18 protein-coding genes are annotated in these 21,568 nt (G+C 67.4%); 13 read left to right on the top strand and 5 right to left on the bottom strand.

Going from position 1 to position 21,568, the window contains the following annotated elements; translation table 11 throughout:
* Positions 1 to 46 precede the first annotated feature (46 nt).
* From O0J15_RS01810 to O0J15_RS01800, 3 genes are all read left to right on the top strand, one after another.
* Positions 47 to 406: a hypothetical protein gene (locus O0J15_RS01810; protein WP_005419760.1), complete on the top strand. Its 360-nt coding sequence runs from the start codon at positions 47 to 49 to the stop codon at positions 404 to 406.
* A 165-nt stretch (positions 407 to 571) separates the two neighbouring features.
* Positions 572 to 2,302 (top strand): bifunctional isocitrate dehydrogenase kinase/phosphatase, encoded by a 1,731-nt coding sequence (aceK, locus tag O0J15_RS01805; protein WP_308304987.1) that lies wholly within the window; start codon positions 572 to 574, stop codon positions 2,300 to 2,302.
* 61 nt (positions 2,303 to 2,363) lie between these two features.
* Positions 2,364 to 3,254 carry an energy transducer TonB gene (locus O0J15_RS01800; RefSeq protein WP_111098611.1) on the top strand — a complete coding sequence of 297 codons (891 nt, stop codon included), beginning with the start codon at positions 2,364 to 2,366 and terminating at the stop codon, positions 3,252 to 3,254.
* 34 nt (positions 3,255 to 3,288) lie between these two features.
* On the opposite strand, the gene O0J15_RS01795 is transcribed toward O0J15_RS01800, so the two are convergent.
* The 3 genes from O0J15_RS01795 to trxA all read right to left on the bottom strand — a co-directional run bounded on the left by O0J15_RS01795 (position 3,289) and on the right by trxA (position 7,380).
* Positions 3,289 to 4,863: a sensor domain-containing diguanylate cyclase gene (locus tag O0J15_RS01795; protein ID WP_019660841.1), complete on the bottom strand. Its 1,575-nt coding sequence runs from the start codon at positions 4,861 to 4,863 to the stop codon at positions 3,289 to 3,291.
* A 207-nt stretch (positions 4,864 to 5,070) separates the two neighbouring features.
* A complete protein-coding gene (rho, locus tag O0J15_RS01790; protein ID WP_019660840.1) occupies positions 5,071 to 6,822 on the bottom strand; it encodes a transcription termination factor Rho in 1,752 nt (583 codons plus the stop codon).
* A gap of 228 nt (positions 6,823 to 7,050) precedes the next feature.
* Positions 7,051 to 7,380, bottom strand: a complete 330-nt coding sequence (trxA, locus tag O0J15_RS01785; RefSeq protein WP_005411275.1) for a thioredoxin — start codon at positions 7,378 to 7,380, stop codon at positions 7,051 to 7,053.
* A gap of 509 nt (positions 7,381 to 7,889) precedes the next feature.
* Between trxA and rhlB the strand changes: the two genes are divergently transcribed.
* From rhlB to rpoH, 6 genes are all read left to right on the top strand, one after another.
* Positions 7,890 to 9,614 (top strand): ATP-dependent RNA helicase RhlB, encoded by a 1,725-nt coding sequence (gene rhlB / locus O0J15_RS01780; RefSeq protein WP_019660839.1) that lies wholly within the window; start codon positions 7,890 to 7,892, stop codon positions 9,612 to 9,614.
* Between the two features lie 144 nt (positions 9,615 to 9,758).
* Complete coding sequence (ftsE, locus tag O0J15_RS01775; RefSeq protein WP_032129538.1) at positions 9,759 to 10,445, top strand: cell division ATP-binding protein FtsE; 687 nt, start codon at positions 9,759 to 9,761, stop codon at positions 10,443 to 10,445.
* A 2-nt stretch (positions 10,446 to 10,447) separates the two neighbouring features.
* Positions 10,448 to 11,395, top strand: a complete 948-nt coding sequence (gene ftsX, locus O0J15_RS01770; RefSeq protein WP_308304986.1) for a permease-like cell division protein FtsX — start codon at positions 10,448 to 10,450, stop codon at positions 11,393 to 11,395.
* Positions 11,396 to 11,402: 7 nt separating this feature from the next.
* Complete coding sequence (locus O0J15_RS01765) at positions 11,403 to 12,245, top strand: response regulator (protein ID WP_019660837.1); 843 nt, start codon at positions 11,403 to 11,405, stop codon at positions 12,243 to 12,245.
* Complete coding sequence (gene ung, locus O0J15_RS01760) at positions 12,242 to 12,955, top strand: uracil-DNA glycosylase (protein WP_308304985.1); 714 nt, start codon at positions 12,242 to 12,244, stop codon at positions 12,953 to 12,955. The genes O0J15_RS01765 and ung overlap by 4 nt, the downstream gene beginning before the upstream one ends.
* Positions 12,956 to 13,233: 278 nt before the next feature.
* Positions 13,234 to 14,109 carry an RNA polymerase sigma factor RpoH gene (gene rpoH, locus O0J15_RS01755; protein WP_049412914.1) on the top strand — a complete coding sequence of 292 codons (876 nt, stop codon included), beginning with the start codon at positions 13,234 to 13,236 and terminating at the stop codon, positions 14,107 to 14,109.
* Positions 14,110 to 14,244: 135 nt separating this feature from the next.
* Here the strand turns inward: rpoH and purD are convergent, their stop codons facing one another.
* Together purD and purH are read right to left on the bottom strand one after the other, a co-directional pair.
* Positions 14,245 to 15,528: a phosphoribosylamine--glycine ligase gene (purD, locus tag O0J15_RS01750; RefSeq protein WP_134735084.1), complete on the bottom strand. Its 1,284-nt coding sequence runs from the start codon at positions 15,526 to 15,528 to the stop codon at positions 14,245 to 14,247.
* A 61-nt stretch (positions 15,529 to 15,589) separates the two neighbouring features.
* The gene (gene purH, locus O0J15_RS01745; protein WP_308304984.1) at positions 15,590 to 17,173 is read right to left on the bottom strand and encodes a bifunctional phosphoribosylaminoimidazolecarboxamide formyltransferase/IMP cyclohydrolase; all 1,584 of its coding nucleotides are present in this window, start codon (positions 17,171 to 17,173) and stop codon (positions 15,590 to 15,592) included.
* Between the two features lie 224 nt (positions 17,174 to 17,397).
* Between purH and O0J15_RS01740 the strand changes: the two genes are divergently transcribed.
* From O0J15_RS01740 to O0J15_RS01725, 4 genes are read left to right on the top strand one after another with little or no spacing between them, the layout of a single operon-like run.
* A complete protein-coding gene (locus tag O0J15_RS01740; protein WP_134730104.1) occupies positions 17,398 to 18,015 on the top strand; it encodes a CDP-alcohol phosphatidyltransferase family protein in 618 nt (205 codons plus the stop codon).
* 34 nt (positions 18,016 to 18,049) lie between these two features.
* Positions 18,050 to 19,801 (top strand): bifunctional alpha/beta hydrolase/class I SAM-dependent methyltransferase, encoded by a 1,752-nt coding sequence (locus O0J15_RS01735; protein ID WP_308304983.1) that lies wholly within the window; start codon positions 18,050 to 18,052, stop codon positions 19,799 to 19,801.
* A complete protein-coding gene (locus O0J15_RS01730; protein ID WP_308304982.1) occupies positions 19,801 to 21,129 on the top strand; it encodes a phosphatase PAP2/dual specificity phosphatase family protein in 1,329 nt (442 codons plus the stop codon). Before O0J15_RS01735 ends, O0J15_RS01730 begins: the two co-directional genes overlap by 1 nt.
* Positions 21,126 to 21,563, top strand: coding sequence for a hypothetical protein (locus tag O0J15_RS01725; protein WP_021203254.1), 438 nt, complete (start codon positions 21,126 to 21,128; stop codon positions 21,561 to 21,563). Before O0J15_RS01730 ends, O0J15_RS01725 begins: the two co-directional genes overlap by 4 nt.
* Positions 21,564 to 21,568 lie beyond the last annotated feature (5 nt).

Genomic DNA, 21,568 nt, shown 5'->3' with positions numbered 1-21,568 from the left:
CGCAGGGGAACGAGGGGCTCGAACCAACATCGACAAGGGGTGCGACGTGGCTGGATTGAATGAATCGTTGAACGCACTGATGGGCATCGACGGCGCGCAGGCAGTGGCGCTGGTCGACTACGAAAGCGGCATGCTGCTGGGCGAAGCCGGTGCCGGCATGGACATGGAGGTGGCCGCTGCCGGCAACACCGAAGTGATCCGGGCCAAGATGAAGACCGCCGCCTCGTTGAACCTCAATGACAGCATCGAGGACATCCTGATCTCGCTGGGCAAGGCGTACCACATCATGCGACCGGTCGCGAAGAAGAAGGGACTGTTCTTCTACATCGTGCTGGACCGGACCAAGTCCAACCTTGCACTGGCCCGACGCAAGGTGCAGGACGTGGAGGCCGAACTGGCGATCTGAGCCATTGGCTTCGGTAGAGTCGAGCCCGCCCGACTGCTCTTTGCAACTGTAGAGCCGAGCCATGCTCGGCTGCTTCTGCCTGGATCAGCCGAGCATGGGCTCGGCTCTACACAAGCAACCCCACGCCAGCGTATGGTAAAGCCGGTCTTCCCGGGTGAGCCATGCATGTCCAAGCCTGACATCGCTGCCGAGCTGGCACCGCGTATCGCAGGTGCCATCCGCGACGGTTTCGAGCAGTACCACGCCCGTTTCGCGGCGATCACCGCGCGGGCACGGCAGCGCTTCGAGCAGCGCGACTGGGCCGGTGCGCGGCAGGATGCGGTCGAGCGCATTGCCCTGTACGACCTGTGCATCGCCGAGCAGATGGATGCGTTGCGTCGGCTCGCCGGTGACGCGATCGGCGAGCGTGCGCTGTGGCTGCAGGTGCACGCGCGGTACAGCGCGCTGCTGCAGGGCCTGATTGACGCCGAGCTGTACAAGACGTTCTACAACACGCTGTCGCGGCGCCTGTTCGCTACCGGCGGCGTGGACCCGGCGCTGGAATTCATTGCTTTCGACGTCGAGCCGTCCGATGCGATCACCCATCCCGTCGCGCGGCATACCTACGCGGTGTCGCCGACGCGACCGGTGGAGGCCCTGCAACGCGTGCTGGCCGACTACCGCTTCGACATTCCCTACGCGCACCAGTTGCGTTGCGCGGCGGCCATTGCCGTGCGCCTGCAGGACGACCTCGCCCATTGGGGGGACACGCCGGTGCGCAGCATTGAACTGCTCGACACGGTGTTCTACCGCGAGCGCCGCGCCTACCTGGTTGGCCGCGTGTTCGGTGAGCATCGCTTCTCGCCCTGCGTGATCGCGCTGGTCAACGATGAGCGCGGGCTGCGAGCCGATGCGGTGCTCACCCGGCGCCGTGATGTCGCCCATCTGTTTGGCGTGTCGCGCAGCTACTTCCAGGCCGACCTGGGCACGGTGGGCGATGCCGTGGTGTTCCTGCGCAGCCTGCTGCCGGGCAAGCCCATCGATGAGATCTACACGGTGCTGGGACGCGCCAAGCAGGGCAAGACCGAGCGCTACCGCACCTTCTTCCGCCACTTCAGCGAGCACCCGCAGGAGCGGCTGGTGCATGCCGAAGGCACGCCGGGCATGGTCATGGCGGTGTTTACCCTGCCCAGTTACCCGCTGGTGTTCAAGCTGATCCGCGACCGCTTCGCGTGGCCCAAGGCGATGTCGCGACAGCAGGTGGAAGAGAAGTACGCGCTGGTGTTCAACCTCGATCGTGTCGGCCGCCTGCTCGATGCACAGCCGTATCGTCATCTGCGCTTCCCGCGCGAGCGCTTCGCGCCGGCCCTGCTGGATGAACTGCTGCAGCAGTGCGCGCAGAGCGTACGCATCGATGGCGATGAGGTCGAAGTCGCACTGTGCTATGTGCAGCGTCGTTTCCGTCCATTGAATCTGTACCTGCGCGAGCAGGGCGGGGAGGCGGTGCGGGCGGCGGTGCTCGACTATGCGCAGGCGATCACCGACATGGCGCGCAACAACATCTTCCCCGGTGACATGCTGCCGAAGAATTTCGGCGTATCACGGCATGGGCGGGCCGTATTCTACGACTACGACGAGCTGTGCCTGGTCAGCGACTGCGTGTTCCGCGCCTGGCCGCAGCCGCGTACGCCGGAGGAAGCGATGTCCGACGAGCCGTGGTTCCATGTTGGTCCGCGCGATGTGTTTCCCGAGCGCTTCGGCCCGTTCATGGGCCTGCCCGCTGCAGAGCTGGCAGCGGTGCGCGAGCACTACCGGCACCTGTTCGACCCGGGCTGGTGGCAGGGCCTGCAGGAACGCTTCGGCCGAGGTGACTATCCGGACACGCCGCCCTATTCGGGCGCGCACCGGCTGGCCTGAGCCGGCTGTCCTGGGCGCTTGGGCTGAGGTACTCTCGCCGATCATCACCAAGGATCCGGCAATGATGCGTTCTCCACTGTTTCTCGCCCTCGCGCTGGCCGTCGGTGCCGGCGCCCCCCTGCTTGCAGGTGACGCCACTGCGCAGACCGCACGCGCTGTACGTGCGACTGCGGAAATGAGCATGGTGCTGTCCGGTCATATCGAGGTCACGCCGGAGGGCGCGGTCAGTTCGCTGGTGCTGGACCAGAAAGCCATGGTCGCCCCGGGCATCGCCTCCTTCGTCGAAGGCACCATCGGTGGCTGGCGCTTCGAGCCCACGCTGCGCGATGGCCAGGCGGTGGCCACGAGGGCCCCTTTGCGCGTTCGCCTGCGCGGCAAGGCTGCGGCCGATGGCGGTTATGAAATCAGCATGACCAGTGTCGACTTCAGCGAGTACGATCCGAAGGCCACTGATTCGGTGACCCCGCTGCACATGACACCGCCGCGCTACCCGGAGGCGGCCTACCGAAACGGTGGCCAGGGTGAGGTGCTGCTGCTGGTCAAGGTGGCGCGCGACGGAACAGTGGCCGACGTGGCCGCCGAGCAGGTGAACATGGCTGTGGTCGCGTCCGAGCGGACCCTGGCCAAGATGCGCGACATCCTGGCCAGAGCCAGCGTCAGCACCGCCCGTACCTGGACCTTCAAGCCGCCGACCACCGGCGAGGACAGCACCCGGGACAGCTGGACGGTTCGCATCCCGGTGAACTTCGCCCTGAACCATGATCCCAATGCAGAGGCGGAACGCTATGGCCGCTGGCGCGCCTTCATTCCGGGGCCGCGGCAGAGCGTGCCGTGGCACGAGGCTGACCCGGTCGAGCAGGCCGGCAGCGATCTGCTGCCGGAAGGCGGCGTCTACATGGTGGACGGCGCCAAGCGCGGCCTGCGCCTGCTGACCCCGCTGCAACAGAGCTGAGACCCGCTGCGGAGCCGGGCAGCCCGGCTCCGCGTCAGTCGGCGTAAGGGTAAATCACCACCCGGTTGCGGCCTTGTTCCTTGGCCATGTACAGCGCCTTGTCGGCCAGCCGCAATGCCTGCTCGGCGTCGACATGGAAGCTGGGGAAGTGAGCCACGCCCAGCGACACGGTGATGGTGCCGACCGGTTCGAATGGGTGATCGGCGATGTGCTGGCGCAGGCGTTCACCGGCCTGGCGGGCCGAGTCGGTACTGATGCCCGGCAGCAGCAGCAGGAATTCCTCGCCGCCGGCGCGGCAGAGGATGTCGCTGTCGCGCGAATAGCGGCGCATCTGGTCGGCGATGTGGACGATGGCGGCGTCGCCGACGTCGTGGCCATGGCTGTCGTTGATCGACTTGAAGCGGTCGATGTCCAGCGCCAGGATCGCGAACGGGATGCCCTGCACCTGCAGCGCGTCCAGCGCCTGCTGCAGGCCGCGGCGGTTGAGCAGGCCGGTCAGCGGGTCGGTACGGCTGGCACGGTTGAGCGTACCGATACGGTCCTGCAGGGCATTGAAGCTGTGCAGCACTGCCTGCTTGAGTTGGGCGACCTCGAAGTACCACGCGCGGATGCCGCTGACGTGGCTGATCGCATTGCCAGTGTCTTCGCCGCCCTGCACGTTGCGTGCGAGCTGCCACAGTGGCAGCGAGATGCGGCGGGCGAACCACCAGGTGACCAGCAGTGACAGCAGGCCGAGCGGGATCGCGTTCCAGATCACCGCGGTCATCAACCGCGACAATGGCTGCAGCGTGGCCTCGGTCGGCCGCTGGGCGACGATGCCCCAGCCGGTGGCCGGTACCGGCGCATAGCCGGCCAGCATCGACACGCCCAGGTTGTTGCGGACCTGCTGCGCACCGCGTTCACCGCGCACGACTGCCTTCACCGCCGGGTTGCCGACCACGTAGTCGCCGACCCGCTTGCCATCGGCGTGGTACAGCAGGCGGCCATTGCGGTCCACCACGTACAGGTACGAGCCGTCGCGGTAGTAGTGCTTGCCCAGCAGCGTGTGCAGCGCACTGCGCTGGCGCAGGTAGAGGGTGCCGCTGACGTAGCCGCGATAGCGGCCCTGGCGGTCGAAGATCGGGTGCGACAGCGAGACCAGCAGCTTGCCGGTGGCCGACTGGTACGGGTCACTGATCATCGGCTGGCGCGCCGCCAGTGCCGCGTTGTTGCCGACGCTGTGCAGGATCTCGCCCTGCAACTGCAGGGTCTGTGGCGAGGTGGCGATCACCAGGCCATCGGCATCGACCACCAGCGAGGAATTGAAGCTGTTGGTCTGCAACTGCAGGCGGCTGGCTTCGTCCTGCGCCTGTGCCGGATCGAGATTGCTCTGGCCCAGCCGGGTGGCGGCGTAGGCCAACTCCTGCTGCGCGGCCAGCAGGAAGTTCTGGGTGGTCTCGGCCAGCTTGGTGGCATAGACGCGGTTGGCTTCCAGGGTATTGCCGACCAGCTGGTCGCGCTGCACCCGGTAGCTGGCCAGCAGGGTATTGGCCAGGGCGATGATGGCGCTGAGCAGGGCCAGGGCGAGGATCAGCTTGCCCAGGTTGAGGCGGGGAGACAGCGTTCGCATGCGTCGACGGATCCGGCAGGAGGCTGGACCCGACCGGTTCTCCGGAAGGGGCGACAGCGGGAATCGGTGGCCAGGCCCTCGGGGCCGGGCAGGGTATAGGGCGAATTATCGCCAAAAGTCGGAGGCGGCAAAGTGAAACAGGTCGCCCTGCAGGCAAAAAAAAACCTGCCGCAGCGAGCGGCAGGCTTCTTCCGATGCAACGCCGGATCAGCGCTTCATCGAACCGAAGAACTCGTCGTTGGACTTGGTGTTCTTCATCTTGTCCAGCAGGAATTCCATCGCGGCCATTTCGTCCATCGGATGCAGCAGCTTGCGCAGGATCCAGATCTTCTGCAGCAGTTCCGGCTCGATCAGCAGGTCTTCGCGGCGGGTGCCGGAACGGTTGATGTCGATGGCCGGGAACACGCGCTTTTCAGCAATACGGCGGCTCAGGTGCACTTCGCTGTTGCCGGTGCCCTTGAACTCTTCGTAGATCACCTCGTCCATCTTCGAGCCGGTGTCGACCAGCGCGGTGGCGATGATGGTCAGGCTGCCGCCTTCTTCCACGTTGCGCGCGGCACCGAAGAAGCGCTTCGGGCGGTGCAGGGCGTTGGCGTCCACGCCACCGGTCAGCACCTTGCCCGAGCTCGGCACCACGTTGTTGTAGGCGCGGGCCAGGCGGGTGATCGAGTCGAGCAGGATCACCACGTCCTTCTTGTGCTCGACCAGGCGCTTGGCGCGCTCGATGACCATTTCGGCCACCTGCACGTGGCGCGCGGCCGGCTCGTCGAAGGTCGAGCTGATGACCTCGCCGCGCACGGTGCGCTGCATTTCGGTCACTTCTTCCGGGCGCTCGTCGATCAGCAGCACGATCAGGTGCACGTCCGGGTGGTTGGTGGTGATGGCAGTAGCGACCTGCTGCATCATCATCGTCTTGCCGGCCTTCGGCTGCGACACGATGAGCGAGCGCTGGCCCTTGCCCTGCGGCGCCATCAGGTCGAGGATGCGGCCGGTGATGTCTTCCGACGAACCGTTGCCACGCTCCAGGGTGAAGCGGCGGCGCGGGAACAGCGCGGTCAGGTTCTCGAACAGCACCTTGTTCTTCGACGCTTCGATCGGCTCGCCGTTGATGGTGTCGACGATGTTCAGCGCGAAGTAGCGCTCGCCGTCCTTCGGGAAGCGGATGCGGCCGGAGATGTGGTCGCCGGTGCGCAGGTTGAAGCGGCGGATCTGGCTGGGCGAGATGTAGGTGTCGTCCGGGCCGGCCAGGTAGCTGGCTTCAGCCGCGCGCAGGAAGCCAAAGCCATCCGGCAGGATTTCCAGTACACCGTCGGCGGCAACGCCATCGCCGTGGCGGGTCAGCACCTTCAGCAGGGCGAAGATCACATCCTGCTTGCGGGCGCGGGCCACGCCTTCGGAGATCTGCAGCTGCTCGGCGATTTCCAGCAGCTTCTGTGCCGGCATGCGCTTGAGGTCGCTCAGCGAATAGACCGGGAAGCCCTCGGGCACGTTGGCGTGCGGGCGCGGCACGAACGGCTGCTGCTCGCCGCCGTCGTTGGGCATGCCCTCGTCGCGGAAGCGGTTGTTGCGGTCACGGTCGCGGCGGTTGCGGAAGCGGTCGCGGCGGTTGCCCTGCCCCTGGCCCTGCTGGCCATTCTGGTTGTATGGGTTCTGGCCCTGGTTCTGGCCGCCCCCCTGATGGTTGTGCTGCTGGCGCGGCTGGCCGGATTCGCGGCCTTCGCTGCCTTCGCCACCGCCACTGCTGGCAGGGGCCTCGGCGGCGGGCGCGCTCGGTGCAGGTGCTGCGGCAGGCGCCGGCGCGGGAGCTTCGGGCGCGGAGGCCAACGGCAGCGTCGGCTGCGCCGGAGCGGCGCTGGTTTCGGCGGCTGCCGGGGCGGCGGCCTTGCTCACGCGGGGCTTGCGCACACGCTTTTCGGCGGGCGCATCGGCGCTGCCGGTTTCGGAAGTGTTATCGGACAAGAGCGTTATTCCTCGCTTGAAGGTGCGAGCGCCCGGCTGGGGCGGCGAACGTTGGGAATGGGTCTGGAAGAAACTGCGTCCAGAGGGTGCGGCACGCGAACGCGGCCGGATATGCCGACACTATCATCGGCCTGCGGCGCCATGCAAGGGTCGCCGGGAACAGCATTCATCATGGGCGCAGGGGCGCCGCCGGCAGCCGCGTTCGGCGGCTGCCGGAGAACCGCAGGATCAGGCCAGGGCCTTGTCCAGCAGGCCGGCCAGCTGGGCCTTGCCCACCGCACCGATCTGCTCGCCGACCTTCTCGCCGTCCTTGAACACGACCAGGTACGGAATCGAACGCACGTGGTACTTGGCGGCCAGCGCACGGTTGTGGTCAACGTTGACCTTGGCGATCTTGGCGCGGCCCTGGTAGGCATCGGCCAGTTCGTCCAGCGCCGGGGCGATCATCTTGCACGGGCCACACCACTCGGCCCAGAAATCGACCAGCACCGGTTCCTTGGAATTCAGCACTGCGCTATCAAAGTCGGCATCGCCGACATGTACAACCTTGTCGCTCATCTTGGTTTCTCGTCTTGGATTGCACCCGGCCATGCCGGAGGTGGGTGAACTGGGCCATGCCCGGTGGCGCGACCCTCGTCGTTGCCTCGCGGCGCACTGCCGCGGTGCGTTCGGCGGGATGCCTGGACGCTCACGGCCGGCAGTGTACCCCTATCGCAGGGCAGGGACAGGCGCCGGTTGGAACCCAGCGTATCGTGATCGCTTCGATGGCCGGTATGTGTCGGATTTCACTGTCTTCCTGTACATGGGGCTGGCAGTGGGCGACACCAGCGAACCCGGGCGGGCCGTTCAAGTCCGGTGTGGCTGGGTGAAGGTAGCGTCTCTGGATGCCATGAGACGCCGCATTCCGGTTTGCCTGCCCGAGTGCGGTAAACTGGGGCATTGTGCGGCGCGCGGACCGGGTGGTCCCAGCCTGCCAACCCGCCGCAGGGGCCGCAGTTTGCGACGGTGCCCCCAGACGCTGAAGTGCCAGCCGCCCCACGGGCCGGCGGCCATACCAAGACGGACTCATGAGCGACAAACCGCTGACCGATTTGACCTTTTCCTCCTTCGAGCTGCATCCGGCCCTGCAGGCCGGTCTTGAAGGAGCCGGATTCACCCGTTGCACCCCGATCCAGGCGCTGACCCTGCCCGTCGCGCTGCCCGGTGGTGATGTTGCCGGCCAGGCCCAGACCGGCACCGGCAAGACCCTGGCCTTCCTGGTCGCTGTCGTGAACCGCCTGCTGACGCGTCCGGCCCTGGCCGACCGCAAGCCGGAAGATCCGCGCGCGCTGATCCTCGCCCCGACCCGCGAACTGGCCATCCAGATCCACAAGGATGCGGTGAAGTTCGGTTCCGACCTGGGCCTGCGCTTCGCCCTGGTCTACGGCGGCGTGGATTACGACAAGCAGCGCGAACTGCTGCAGCAGGGCGTGGACGTGATCATCGCCACCCCGGGCCGCCTGATCGACTATGTGAAGCAGCACAAGGTGGTGTCGCTGCACGCCTGCGAGATCTGCGTGCTGGACGAAGCCGACCGCATGTTCGACCTGGGCTTCATCAAGGACATCCGCTTCCTGCTCCGCCGCATGCCCGAGCGCACCACCCGCCAGACCCTGCTGTTCAGTGCCACCCTCAGCCATCGCGTGCTGGAGCTGGCCTACGAGCACATGAACGAACCGCAGAAGCTGGTGGTCGAAGCCGAGACCATCACCGCCGCGCGCGTGCGCCAGCGCATCTACTTCCCGGCCGACGACGAAAAGATTCCGCTGCTGCTGGGCCTGCTGTCGCGCAGCGAAGGCGCGCGCACCATGGTCTTCGTCAACACCAAGGTGTTCGTCGAGCGCGTGGCGCGTTCGCTGGAAAAGGCCGGCTACCGTGTCGGCGTGCTGTCCGGTGATGTGCCGCAGAAGAAGCGCGAGAGCCTGCTCAACCGCTTCCAGAAGGGCCAGCTGGAAATCCTGGTGGCCACCGACGTGGCTGCGCGCGGCCTGCACATCGACGGCATCAAGTACGTCTACAACTACGACCTGCCGTTCGACGCCGAAGACTACGTGCATCGCATCGGCCGCACCGCGCGCCTGGGTGAGGAGGGCGACGCGATCAGCTTCGCCTGCGAGCGCTACGCCATGGGCCTGCCGGACATCGAGGCCTATATCGAGCAGAAGATTCCGTCCGAGCCGGTCACCAAGGAACTGCTGACCCCGCTGCCGCGCCCGGAACGCCCGGCGCCGGCGGCAGGCGAGGAAGGCGAGGACAACGAAAGCGTCGGCCAGATCTTCCGCGAAGCGCGCGAAGCCCGCGCCGCCGAGGAAGAGCGTCGGGGCGGTGGCCGCAGCGGCGGCCGCTCAGGCAGTGGTGGTGGCCGCGGTAGTCGCGACGGTGAACGCAGCGGCGAACGCCGTGCGCGTGGCCCGCGCAAGCCGCGCGTGGAAGGCGAGCAGGGCGCTGCCGCCGCGGTTGCCGGTGCCGAAGGCGCCGCCGCCCAGGCCCCGCGTCCGCCGCGCCCGCCGCGTGCCGAAGGCGCACCGGCAGCCACGGTGGACGGTGAGCACAAGCCGCGCAAGCGCCGTCGTCGTCGCCACGGCCGTCCGGTCGAAGGTACCGAGGGTGTACAGGCCAACGCCGGCAACGGCGCCAGCCCGGTGACCCCGGTGCAGGTGGTGGCCAAGCCGGTGCGTACCGCCGCCGATACCGGTGACTCGTTCCTGACCCGCATCGGCCGCAAGATCCGCCGGATGCTGTCGGGCAGCTGATCGGCGCTGCCGATCAGCGGGTAGCACCCGACCGTTGGTCGGGTGGCTTTGAAAGGTGTGCCGACCAACGGTCGGCACCCACCAGGCGGGGCCGGTGGCACCCACCGTCTCCACGACGTCGCGCCGGTCCTGCATAATCGGGGCATGAGTGTCCTGCGCTTCGACAATGTCAGCAAACAGTACGCCGGTGGCCACGAGGCGCTGACCGATGTCAGCTTCGAGGTCGCGCCGGGCGAGATGCTGTTCGTCACCGGCCATTCCGGTGCGGGTAAAAGTACGCTGCTCAAGTTGATCCACCTCGACGAGCGGCCCAGCCGCGGCGCGGTGGTGTTCGACGAGCGCAACCTGCTGAAGGTGCGCGGCGGCGACGTGCCGCGCCACCGACGCGCGGTGGGGGCGGTCTACCAGGACCACCGCCTGCTGATGGACCGCTCCATCGCCGAGAACGTTGCACTGCCGCTGATCCTGCGCGGTACCCGCCGTAGTGACATCAACAAGCGCGTGCGCTCGGTACTCGAGCGGATGGGGCTGGGCCATCGCGAGAAGGCGCTGCCCTCGCAGCTGTCGGCCGGCGAACAGCAGCGCGTCGGCATCGCCCGCGCGATCGTCGGCGAGCCCAAGCTGCTGGTGGCCGATGAGCCGACCGGCAATCTCGACCCCACCCTGGCAGCGGAGATCATGGCCCTGTTCGCCGAGCTGCCCGCGCGCGGCACCAGCGTGCTGGTGGTCAGTCACGACCTGCCGCTGCTGCGCCGCATGCGCAAGCGCGTGCTGATCCTTGACCACGGCCGGCTGGTGGATGACATCTCGCCGCAGGACCTGGCGGAGTAACCATGGCGAAGAACGAAAACAGCGAAGCCGCCGCCCCCTCGCGCGTGGGCGTCTGGTTCCAGCACCACGTGCACAGCGTGGTGTTCAGCCTGGGCCGTGCCTGCCGCAAGCCGTGGGCGACCCTGCTGACGGTGATGGTCATGGCGCTGGCGTTGGCCCTGCCACTGGGCCTGTCGATCGCGCTGGACAACCTCAAGCAGTTCGCCGGCAGCGTGCAGCAGTCGCGCGACATCAACGTGTTCCTGAAGGGCAACATCGATGGTCCCGGTGCGCTTCGCCTGGCCGGCCAGCTGCGCGACCGCGATGACGTGGCCGAAGTGAACGTGCGCACGCCCGAGCAGGGCCTGCAGGAACTGCGCGATGCCGGCCTCGGTGAGGCGATCGATGCGCTCAACGACAATCCGCTGCCCTCGCTGCTGGTGATCACCCCCGGCCAGGGCAAGGACGACGCACGCCTGGCGCGCGCGCTGAAAAGCCTGCCCGAGGCCGACCTGGTGCAGCACGATGCGCTGTGGCGCCAGCGCCTGGATGCCTGGCTGGCGTTCGGCGCGCGGCTGGTGCAGGTGCTGTCGGTGCTGCTCGGCGCGGGTGCCGCGCTGGTGGTCGGCAACACGGTGCGCCTGGACATCCAGGCGCGCCGCGAAGAGATCGGCGTGCTGCAGCTGCTTGGCGCCAGCGATGGCTTCATCCGCCGCCCCTTCCTGTATCTGGGTGCGTGGTATGGCCTGGGCGCAGGCGCGGTTGCACTGGCCCTGATCGGCGCCGCCGGTGCCGCGCTGCGCGTGCCGCTGGCCGAACTCTCGCGCAGCTACGGCAGCCCGTTCGTGCTGCATGGCCTGGACCTGCTGCATGGTGGCCTGGTCCTGCTCGGCACGCTGCTGCTGGGCTGGCTGGGTGCCTGGCTGGTGACCGGCCATTTCCTGCGCCAGACCCGCCCGACCGATACCTGAGACCGGCATGCAACCGCAAGCGCTGAAGCACCTTGAAGGGCCCGCGACGCGGGTGATGGTGGTCGATGGCTCGAAGCTGGTCCGCAAGCTGATCGCCGACGTCCTGCAGCGCGACCTGCCGGGCGTGGAGGTGATTGGCTGCGACAGCATCGAAGACGCGCAGCAGGCGCTGGCGCAGGGCCCGGTGGACCTGGTGACGACCTCGCTGACCCTGCGTGATGGCGACGGCCTGGCGCTGGCGCGCATGGTCCGCGAAGCGGCCGGACAGGCCTATGTGCCGGTGATCGTGGTTTCCGGCGACGCCCAGCAGCACCTGGAGCAGCGCCGCTTCACCGAGTACGTCACCGACTATTTCGACAAATCCCTGGGCCATGAAGCGCTGGCGACCTTCATCCGTGGCTATGTGCAGCCGCAGACCATCCCCGGCGCCACCATCCTCTATATCGAGGACAGCCGCGTAGTGGCCGAGGCCACCAAGCGCATGCTCGAGCGGCAGCAGTTGAACGTGCTGCACGTGGTCAGCGCCGAAGAGGCCTTCACCCTGCTCACCGCCGAGTCGCTGGGCCGCAGCCGCCACCGCATCGACCTGGTGCTGACCGACGTCACCCTGAAGGGCGAGCTGAGCGGCCGCGACGTGGTGCAGCGCGTGCGCGTGGACTTCGGCTACGGCAAGCGCCGCCTGCCCGTGCTGGTGATGACCGGCGACGGCAACCCCCACAACCAGACCGGGCTGCTGCAGTCCGGTGCCAACGACCTGGTGCTCAAGCCGATCGAAGAGCGGCTGCTGGTCACCAAGGTGCTGTTCCAGCTGCGCCTGGCTCGATTGAATGATGGACCTTTGTTGCGATGATCGATGAAGTAACCGACACCCCGACGATCCAGCTGGAACCGAGCTGGAAGCAGCACGTCGGTGAGTACCTGTTGCAGCCGCAGATGCGCGAGCTGTCGGCCTTCCTGCGCCAGCGCAAGGCCAGCGGTGCGGCGGTGTTCCCGCCCGGGCCGCAGATCTTCGCAGCGTTTGACGCCACGCCGTTCGAGCAGGTGAAGGTGGTGATCCTCGGCCAGGACCCGTACCACGGGCGCGGCCAGGCCCACGGCCTGAGTTTCTCGGTACCGCCCGGCGTGCCGGTGCCGCCGTCGCTGCTGAACATCTACAAGGAGATCGAGAGCGATCTCGGTATCCCGCGCCCGGACCACGGCTGCCTGATCCCGTGGGCGCAGCGCGGCGTGCTGCTGCTCAATGCCGTGCTGACGGTGGAAGAGGGCAAGGCCGGCGCGCACCAGGGCCGCGGCTGGGAAGGCTTCACCGATCATGTGGTGGATGTGCTCAACCGCGAGCGCGAAGGACTGGTGTTCATGCTCTGGGGTGCCTATGCGCAGCAGAAGGGCAAGGTGATCGACACCCGCCGCCATCGCGTGCTGAAGTCGCCGCATCCGTCGCCGCTGTCGGCCCATCGGGGCTTCCTCGGCTGCCATCATTTCTCGATGGCCAACGAGTACCTGCAGCGCCACGGCCAGGCCCCGATCGACTGGTCGCTGCCGCCGCGCTCGGCACTCTGAGCGTCGGCGGGCCGCTGGGCCTGAACACCGGGCAACGTCCCCGGGCCTGAATGGGCCTTCAGAACGGCCCGTTCAGCTCCGCTTGACTGGAATCGGCCGCTTCATGGCAGGTAATTGCTTGAATTCCAAGGGATTGTGAATCCCGAAAAGCGTGCTCGCCACTGTCATCAAATCGCGCTACGGTAGGGCTCTGTTTGGGACCAGTGTTGCATCAATGGGATGCTGGAACTTTTTCCTCCTTTAGCAGTCCAAATCCCGGACTGCTAAGATGGGTGCCTATGAGCCAGAACACCTCTACTGCCCTTGTGGCAAACAATCTCCCGATTCCCAGTGCGCTCGGTTCGCTGGACGCCTACATCGGTGCCGTGCACCAGATCCCGGTGCTGTCGGTCGATGACGAACAGGACCTGGCCCGTCGCTTCCGCGACGGCAACGATCTGGACGCCGCCCGCGAGCTGGTGCATTCGCACCTGCGCTTCGTGGTGCACGTGGCCCGCGGCTACAACGGCTACGGCCTCGCCCTGGGCGACCTGATCCAGGAAGGCAACATCGGCCTGATGAAGGCGGTCAAGCGCTTCGACCCGGACATGGGCGTGCGCCTGGTCTCCTTCGCCGTGCACTGGATCCGTGCCGAAATGCACGAGTTCATCCTGAAGAACTGGCGCATCGTGAAGGTCGCCACCACCAAGGCGCAGCGCAAGCTGTTCTTCAACCTGCGCAAGTCGAAGACGCGCCTGGGCTGGATGAACGCGGCGGAAGTCAGCGCGGTGGCCAAGGACCTGAACGTGTCCGAGCGCGAGGTCATGGAAATGGAATCGCGCCTGTCCGGTCGCGATATCGGTTTCGATGCGCCGACCGACGAGGACAACGAGCACGCCCCGCCGTCGCCGGCTGCGTTCCTGGTTGCCGATGACGAAGACCCGTCGATGGCCTACGAGCGCGAGGACAACGAAGACAACCAGATGCAGCTGCTGCGCGAAGGCCTGGCCGAACTGGATGCGCGTTCGCGTGACATCATCCGCCGCCGTTGGCTGGATGCCGACAGCAAGGTGACGCTGCAGGAACTGGCAGACGAGTACGGCGTGTCGGCCGAACGCATCCGCCAGGTCGAGGCGAATGCCCTGAAGAAGATGAAGGCGCTGTTCACCGCGTAAGGCGGGGAGGCGTTGAAGCAATGAAAAGGCCCGGCACTGCCGGGCCTTTTCTTTTCGGTGGCGTTCTCATCCATGCATGGCGTGGATCTACCCAATGTCAGTAGAGCCACGCCATGCGTGGCTGCGGCGCGGTCGTCACTCTTCGCGTGCGATCGCGCGCCAACCAATGTCGTTGCGGTGGAATTCGTTGGCCCAGCTCACCTTGGCTACGCCGGCATAGGCATTGGCCTGCGCGTCGCGCACGCTGTCGCCCAGTGCGGCCACGCACAGCACGCGGCCGCCGGCGCTGACCACCTGGCCCTGCGCATCCAATGCGGTACCGGCATGGAACACCTTGGCAGCGGCCGGCACGTCGTCCAGGCCGGAAATCACGTCACCGGTGATCGGCGCTTCCGGGTAGGGCTTCGCCGCCAGCACCACGCCCAGCGACGGGCGCGCATCCCACTGTGCCTCGATCTGGTCTAGGCGGCCATCAATCGCCGCTTCCACCAGGTCCACCAGATCCGACTGCAGGCGGAGCATCACCGGCTGGGTTTCCGGATCGCCGAAGCGCACGTTGAATTCGATCACCTTCGGTGCGCCGCTGGCATCGATCATCAGGCCGGCGTAGAGGAAGCCGGTGAACGGGATGCCGTCGGCGATCATGCCCTGCACGGTGGGATTCACCACCTCACGCATCACGCGGGCGTGTACTTCCGGGGTGACCACCGGCGCCGGCGAGTACGCGCCCATGCCGCCCGTGTTCGGGCCGGTGTCGCCGTCGCCGACGCGCTTGTGGTCCTGCGAGGTGGCCATCGGCAGCGCATGCACGCCATCGACCATCGAAATGAAGCTGGCTTCCTCGCCGTCGAGGAACTCCTCGATGACCACGCGCGCGCCGGCATCGCCGAAGGCGTTGCCCGAGAGCATGTCACGCACGGCGTCCTCGGCTTCGGCCTGGGTCATCGCAACGATCACACCCTTGCCGGCGGCCAGGCCATCGGCCTTGACCACGATGGGGGCGCCCTTCTCGCGGATGTAGGCCAGCGCGGCGTCCACGTCGGTGTGCACGGCGTAGAACGCGGTGGGGATGTTGTGGCGGGCCAGGAAGTCCTTGGCGTAGGCCTTGCTGCCTTCCAGCTGCGCGGCGGCGGCGGTCGGCCCGAAGATGCGCAGGCCGGCGGCGCGGAAGCGGTCGACCACGCCGGCCACCAGCGGTACTTCCGGGCCGACCACGGTCAACGCCACGCCTTCAGCCTGGGCCAGCGCCAGCAGGCCGTCGATATCGGTCACCTTCACCGCCACGTTGCGGCACTTGTCTTCGCTGGCGGTACCGGCGTTGCCGGGCGCCACGATCACGTCGGTGACACGGGAGGACTGGGCCAGCTTCCATGCCAGGGCGTGTTCGCGGCCGCCAGAGCCGATGACGAGGATCTTCATGGGACAGGGTTCTCGGGTGCGGAAAAGAAAAGCCGGGCAGGGCCCGGCTTGGTGATGCGGATCAGTGGCGGAAGTGGCGCACGCCGGTGAACACCATGGCCAGGCCATGTTCGTCGGCAGCGGCGATCACTTCGGAATCGCGCATCGAACCGCCCGGCTGGATGACCGCCTTGATGCCGGCGGCAGCGGCGGCATCGATGCCGTCGCGGAACGGGAAGAACGCATCGGAGGCCATCACCGAACCCTCGACCACCAGGTTCGCGTCGGCGGCCTTGATGCCGGCGATGCGGGCCGAGTACACGCGGCTCATCTGGCCGGCGCCGACACCGATGGTGCGGTTGTCCTTGGCATAGACGATCGCGTTGGACTTCACGAACTTGGCCACCTTCCAGGCAAACAGCAGGTCGCTGAACTGCTTGTCGGTCGGCGCCAGCTTGCTGACCACCTTCAGCTCGTCGCGGGTCATGCCGCGGTTGTCCGACGACTGCAGCAGCAGGCCCGAGCCGACGCGCTTGCTGTCGAAGTTGTTCAGGCCGTCGCCATGCGGGATGCGCAGCACGCGTACGTTGGCCTTCTTCTGCGCGTATTCCAGCGCGGCCAGCTCGTAGTCCGGGGCAATCAGCACTTCCACGAACTGGCGGTCCAGGATCACCTTGGCGGTGGCGGCGTCCAGCGGCGTGTTGAAGGCGATGATGCCGCCGAAGGCGCTGGTCGGGTCGGTGGCGTAGGCCAGCTCGTAGGCATCGCCGTTGCCGGCGCCGACGGCCACGCCGCACGGGTTGGCGTGCTTGACGATGACGCAGGCCGGCGCATCGAACTGGCGCACGCATTCCCACGCCGCGTCAGCATCGGCCAGGTTGTTGTAGCTCAGTTCCTTGCCCTGCAGCTGCTGGAACGTGGCCAGCGTGCCCGGCACCGGGTACAGGTCGCGGTAGAACGCGCCGCTCTGGTGCGGGTTCTCGCCGTAGCGCAGGTCCATCACCTTCACGAAGGTCGAGTTCATCTGTGCCGGGTACTCGGCACGCACCGGCACGGCGGCGTCGGTGGCGGTGACCGCCGACAGGTAGTTGCTGATCGCCGCATCGTACTGGGCGACGCGGTTGAACGCGGCCACCGAGAACGCGAAGCGGGTGGCAGCCGTCAGCTGGCCGTTGTTGGCCTCCAGCGAGGCCAGCAGCTCGGGGTACTGCGACGGGTCGGTGGCCACTGCCACGCGGGCGAAGTTCTTGGCCGCCGAACGCAGCATGGCCGGGCCGCCGATGTCGATGTTCTCGACCGCGTCGGCCAGGGTGCAGTCGGCCTTGGCGGTGACCGATTCGAACGGGTACAGGTTCAGCACCAGCAGGTCGATGGCGCCGATGCCGTGCTCGGCCATCACCGCGTCATCCAGGCCGGAGCGGCCCAGCAGGCCGCCGTGCACCATCGGGTGCAGGGTCTTGACCCGACCGTCCATCATTTCCGGGAAACCGGTGACCTCGGCCACGTCCTTCACGGCCAGGCCCGCCTCGCGGATCGCCTTGGCGGTGCCGCCGGTGGACAGCAGCTCCACGCCGCGTGCCGCCAGCGCAGTGGCCAGCTCGACCAGACCGGTCTTGTCGGAAACGGAGAGGAGGGCCCGGCGGACGGGCAACAGATCAGCAGTCATGGGACGGAATCGGCAGCGGAGCGGGGCCGATATTGTAGGCGGTGGGGGCCGGTGGCGGGCGCCGCAGGGGCAGATTTGCCGTGGCAGTTGACGTAAAGGCGGGTCGGGCACATCGATCCGGCCCGATCCGGGGGCTGGGCTGCGGACCGGAGCAGGGTTGTTGGAATCTGCCAACGATGGGGTAGGCTGTGCCCCGCACTGCCAAGGATCAGCGGGTACGGATCATGTCGATCTACGCATTGAAAGGACGTTTCCAGGACCTGTTGCGTCCGGCCGTACGCGGTCTGTTCCGCATGGGGATCACTGCCAATACGGTGACCGTGGCCGCTGCCTTGGTCTCGCTGCTGGTGGCCGCGGCCGTGTGGTGCTGCGCGCCTGCCCAGCCTCTGCTGTACCTGCTGCTGCCGTTGTGGATGCTGCTGCGCATGGCGCTCAACGCGGTGGACGGCATGCTGGCGCGCGAATTCGGCCAGCAATCGCGGCTGGGCGCCTATCTGAACGAATTGTGCGATGTGATCGCCGATGCGGCGCTGTACCTGAGCCTGCTCAGCATACCCGGCGTGCGCCCGGAGGCGCTGTGGCTGCTGGCCTGGACGGCGGCGCTGAGCGAGTACGCCGGCGTGCTGGGGCTGATGGTCGGTGCCAGCCGCCGCTATGACGGCCCGATGGGCAAGAGCGACCGCGCCTTCGTGATCGGTGCGCTGGGCTTGCTGCTGGCCTTCGGCTGGGGCGGTGCACTGACGGCCAGCGGCGTGGCTGCAGCCATGGCAGTGTTGTGCGTGCTGACGATGATCAACCGCGTCCGTCGCGGACTGCGGGAAGCGGCGGTTTCGCCGAATTAATCAAGCAGATACAAAAAGACAATCAGGAGATTGCATGCGTCAGGCGCAGGAACGGGAATTCCACAGCTTCGACCAGGTACCGCTGTTCTACCGGTACTGGGCGGGCACCACCGCAACCCCGGCCACCAAGGCCATCGTGCTGCTGCACCGCGGCCACGAGCACTCCGGCCGGGTCACCCACCTGGTCGATGAGCTGGACCTGCCCGACACCGCCTTCTTCGCCTGGGATGCGCGCGGCAATGGCCGTTCGCCGGGCGCACGTGGCGATGCACCGGGCTTCCCGGCGCTGGTGCGCGACCTCGATAGCTTCATTGCCCACATCGGTGCCGAGCACGGCATCGCGGTGGAAAATATCGTGGTGATCGCGCAGAGCGTGGGCGCGGTGGTCGCCGCGACCTGGGTGCACGATTACGCGCCGCGCCTGCGTGCGCTGGTGATGGCTTCGCCGGCGTTCAAGGTGAAGCTGTACGTGCCGTTCGCGCGCCCGGGCTTGGCCTTGATGCAGAAGCTGCGCGGCAACTTCTTCGTCAACAGCTATGTCAAGCCGCAGTGGCTGACCCATGATCCGGCGCGGGTGGAAAGCTACCGTACCGATCCGCTGATCACCCGGCCGATCTCGGTGCGCGTGCTGCTGGGCCTGTACGAAGCGGCTGACCGCATCGTCGCCGATGCGCAGGCCATCAGCGTGCCGGTGCAGCTGCTGGTGTCCGGTTCGGACTTCGTGGTGCACCGTGGCCCGCAGGATCGCTTCTATGAACGCCTGTCCAGCCCGATCAAGGAGCGGGTGCATCTGCCGGGCTTCTTCCACGACACGCTGGGCGAGCGCGATCGGGCACCAGCACTGGCGCGCATCCGCAGCTTCATCCAGGCGCGTTTTGCCGAGCCGCTGCGCGAACTGCCGCGGCGTGACGCGCACCGTCATGGACCGACCTTCGAGGAATCAGAGATCCTGGCGTGGCCACCCGAACGCAACAGCCTGGCCGACCTGCGCTGGCGCGTGGTGCGCGGCGGCCTGCGCTTCGGTGGCACGCTGTCCGAAGGCATTGCGCTGGGCCTGCAGACCGGTTTCGATTCCGGCAGCACGCTCGACTACATCTATCGCAACGAAGCGCGCGGCAAGGGCCCGCTGGGCCGCATGGTCGACCGCAATTACCTGGACGCAATCGGCTGGCGCGGCATCCGCATCCGTGGCCAGCACCTGCAGGAACTGCTGCGCGATGCTGCCCAGCGCCTGCGCGGGCAGGGCACGCCGGTGCGCGTGCTGGACGTGGCCGCCGGCCATGGCCGCTATGTGCTGGAAGCGCTGGGCCAGGGCGAACAGCGCGCCGACCGCATCGTGCTGCGTGATTTCAGCGATCTGAACGTGACCCAGGGCCAGGCCTTGATCGAGCGCCTCGGTGCAGCCGACATCGCCCACTTCGAGCAGGGCGATGCGTTCGACCCGGCACAGCTGGCCACGGTGGACCCGGCGCCGACGCTGGCGGTGGTGTCCGGCCTGTACGAGCTGTTCCCCGACAACGATGCGGTGCTGCGATCGCTGCAGGGCATCGCTGCGGCAGTGCCAGTGGGCGGCTACCTGGCCTACACCGGCCAGCCCTGGCACCCGCAGCTGGAATTCATCGCCCGCGCGCTGACCAGCCATCGAGGCGGCGCCGCGTGGGTGATGCGCCGCCGTACCCAGCAGGAGATGGATGAGCTGGTGCGCCTGGCCGGGTTCGAGAAGGTGGCGCAGCGCATCGATGACTTCGGCATCTTCACCGTGTCGCTGGCGCGCCGGACCGCGTGATGGCGACGCTGGCCGCAACCCCACTGGCCGCGGAAGGGCGCCCCTGGCGGCGCGCCCTGCTGTGGCTGGTTCTGCTGGGACCGTTCTTCTTCGCCAGCTACGGCTTCGCCAACTGGATGGCTGGTCGCCATCCCGAACTGCCGGTGATGGCGTTCGCCTGGGAGACGCGCATTCCCTTCGTTCCGTGGACGATCGTGCCGTACTGGTCGATCGACCTGTTCTACGCGGTCTCCTTCTTCCTGTGCCGTCAGCGCCTCGAACTGGACCGGCACGCGCTGCGGCTGCTCAGTGCACAGCTGATCGCGGTGACCTGTTTCCTGCTGTGGCCACTGCGCTTCAGCTTCGAGCGGCCGGAGATCGGCGGCGTGTTCGGTTGGCTGTTCGATGTGCTGCTGGGCTTCGACAAGCCGTTCAACCAGGCGCCATCGCTGCACATCGTGCTGCTGATCGTGCTGTGGGTGAAGTTCGCGCAGTACCTGCACGGCGTGTGGCGTTGGGTGCTGCATGTGTGGGCACTGCTGATCGGTGTTTCGGTGCTGACCACGTTCCAGCATCATTTCATCGATATCCCGACCGGCCTGCTGGCCGGCTGGCTGTGCGTCTGGCTGTGGCCGGAGCAGGGTACGCCGCCGCTGCGGGCCTGGCGCACGGCGCGTGATCCAAAGCGCTGGCGTCTGGCCTCGTTCTATCTGCTGGGCGCGGGGGTGCTGCTGGTGCCGGTGGTGGTGCTGGGGGGCACGGCGCTTTGGCTGCTGTGGCCGGTGGTGTCGCTGCTGCTGGTGGCGCTGGCCTATGCGGGGCTGGGTACGGCGGTGTTCCAGAAACGCGCCGATGGTCGCCTGACCGTGGCCGCGCGCTGGCTGCTGGCGCCGTACCTGGGTGCAGCCTGGATCAATTCGCGGCTATGGACGCGGCGTGTGCCGCAGCCGGTGCCGGTGATGGACGGCGTGTGGCTGGGGCGCATTCCCGACGGCGCGTTGCCGCCGCCACTGTCGGGCGTGGTGGATGCCTGTGCCGAGCTGTCCTGCCGCGCGCCAGGCGCGGCGTACGCCAGTGTGCCGATGCTGGACCTGGTAGTGCCCACGCCGGAGCAGCTGCGCGAGGCAGTCGAGGCCATCGAGCGGCTCCATGCGCACGGACCGTTGCTGGTGTGCTGTGCGCTGGGCTATTCGCGCAGTGCGGCCAGCGTGGCCACCTGGCTGCTGCGCAGCGGTCGTGCGGCCGATGCTGACGCTGCGGTCGCGATCGTGCGTGTGGCACGCCCCGGCATCGTGCTGGGCGCGGCGCATCTGCATGCCATCACCGCTGCAGCAGGAGCGCGCGCATGAGCACCGTTCCCGATCTGGCGACCATGCAGCTGCTGCTGCGGCAGGGGCGTTGGCCGGCATGCCTGTCGCTGGGCCTGTTGCTGGTGGCGTTGCTGCTGCTCGGCATCGAGACGGGGCTGGCGATGATCGCTGCCGGGCTGTTGCTGCTCAGTGTTGCCGCGGGCATCGCACAGGCCTACCACGCGTGGCGTGTGGGGCTGGATGCCGACCTGCTGCAGCTGCTGCGCGATGAGGGCCTGCACGACGAAGCCGCCGCGCGCCGCACCGATCAGCTGCTGCACGACAGTGGCCTGCGCCGTGCCTCGCCCGCTGCACAACTGCGCGGCTGGGATGCGCGTTGGGCCGGCATGCGCCGCCTGCTGCTGCGCCAGTACCTGCTGACCGCAGTGCAGTTCGTACTGCTGGTGGTGGCCGTGTTGTGGCCGCAGACGTGAACGGG

It is taken from the genome of Stenotrophomonas sp. Sm10, assembly GCF_030985515.1.
Classification (GTDB): Bacteria; Pseudomonadota; Gammaproteobacteria; order Xanthomonadales; family Xanthomonadaceae; genus Stenotrophomonas; species Stenotrophomonas hibiscicola.
The sequence above is the reverse complement of the archived record's forward strand: the minus strand, read 5'-3'. Positions and strand labels throughout refer to the sequence as shown.

Excerpts from the sequence above, each read along its gene's own strand:
- O0J15_RS01735 (WP_308304983.1), top strand. The coding sequence starts at position 18,050 with ATGCGTCAGGCGCAGGAACGGGAATTCCACAGCTTCGACCAGGTACCG.
- purH (WP_308304984.1), bottom strand. The coding sequence starts at position 17,173 with ATGACTGCTGATCTGTTGCCCGTCCGCCGGGCCCTCCTCTCCGTTTCC.
- ftsE (WP_032129538.1), top strand. The coding sequence starts at position 9,759 with ATGAGTGTCCTGCGCTTCGACAATGTCAGCAAACAGTACGCCGGTGGC.
- O0J15_RS01795 (WP_019660841.1), bottom strand. The coding sequence starts at position 4,863 with ATGCGAACGCTGTCTCCCCGCCTCAACCTGGGCAAGCTGATCCTCGCC.
- ung (WP_308304985.1), top strand. The coding sequence starts at position 12,242 with ATGATCGATGAAGTAACCGACACCCCGACGATCCAGCTGGAACCGAGC.
- ftsX (WP_308304986.1), top strand. The coding sequence starts at position 10,448 with ATGGCGAAGAACGAAAACAGCGAAGCCGCCGCCCCCTCGCGCGTGGGC.
- O0J15_RS01800 (WP_111098611.1), top strand. The coding sequence starts at position 2,364 with ATGATGCGTTCTCCACTGTTTCTCGCCCTCGCGCTGGCCGTCGGTGCC.
- rhlB (WP_019660839.1), top strand. The coding sequence starts at position 7,890 with ATGAGCGACAAACCGCTGACCGATTTGACCTTTTCCTCCTTCGAGCTG.
- O0J15_RS01740 (WP_134730104.1), top strand. The coding sequence starts at position 17,398 with ATGTCGATCTACGCATTGAAAGGACGTTTCCAGGACCTGTTGCGTCCG.
- trxA (WP_005411275.1), bottom strand. The coding sequence starts at position 7,380 with ATGAGCGACAAGGTTGTACATGTCGGCGATGCCGACTTTGATAGCGCA.
- O0J15_RS01765 (WP_019660837.1), top strand. The coding sequence starts at position 11,403 with ATGCAACCGCAAGCGCTGAAGCACCTTGAAGGGCCCGCGACGCGGGTG.
- O0J15_RS01730 (WP_308304982.1), top strand. The coding sequence starts at position 19,801 with ATGGCGACGCTGGCCGCAACCCCACTGGCCGCGGAAGGGCGCCCCTGG.
- O0J15_RS01725 (WP_021203254.1), top strand. The coding sequence starts at position 21,126 with ATGAGCACCGTTCCCGATCTGGCGACCATGCAGCTGCTGCTGCGGCAG.
- purD (WP_134735084.1), bottom strand. The coding sequence starts at position 15,528 with ATGAAGATCCTCGTCATCGGCTCTGGCGGCCGCGAACACGCCCTGGCA.
- rpoH (WP_049412914.1), top strand. The coding sequence starts at position 13,234 with ATGAGCCAGAACACCTCTACTGCCCTTGTGGCAAACAATCTCCCGATT.
- aceK (WP_308304987.1), top strand. The coding sequence starts at position 572 with ATGTCCAAGCCTGACATCGCTGCCGAGCTGGCACCGCGTATCGCAGGT.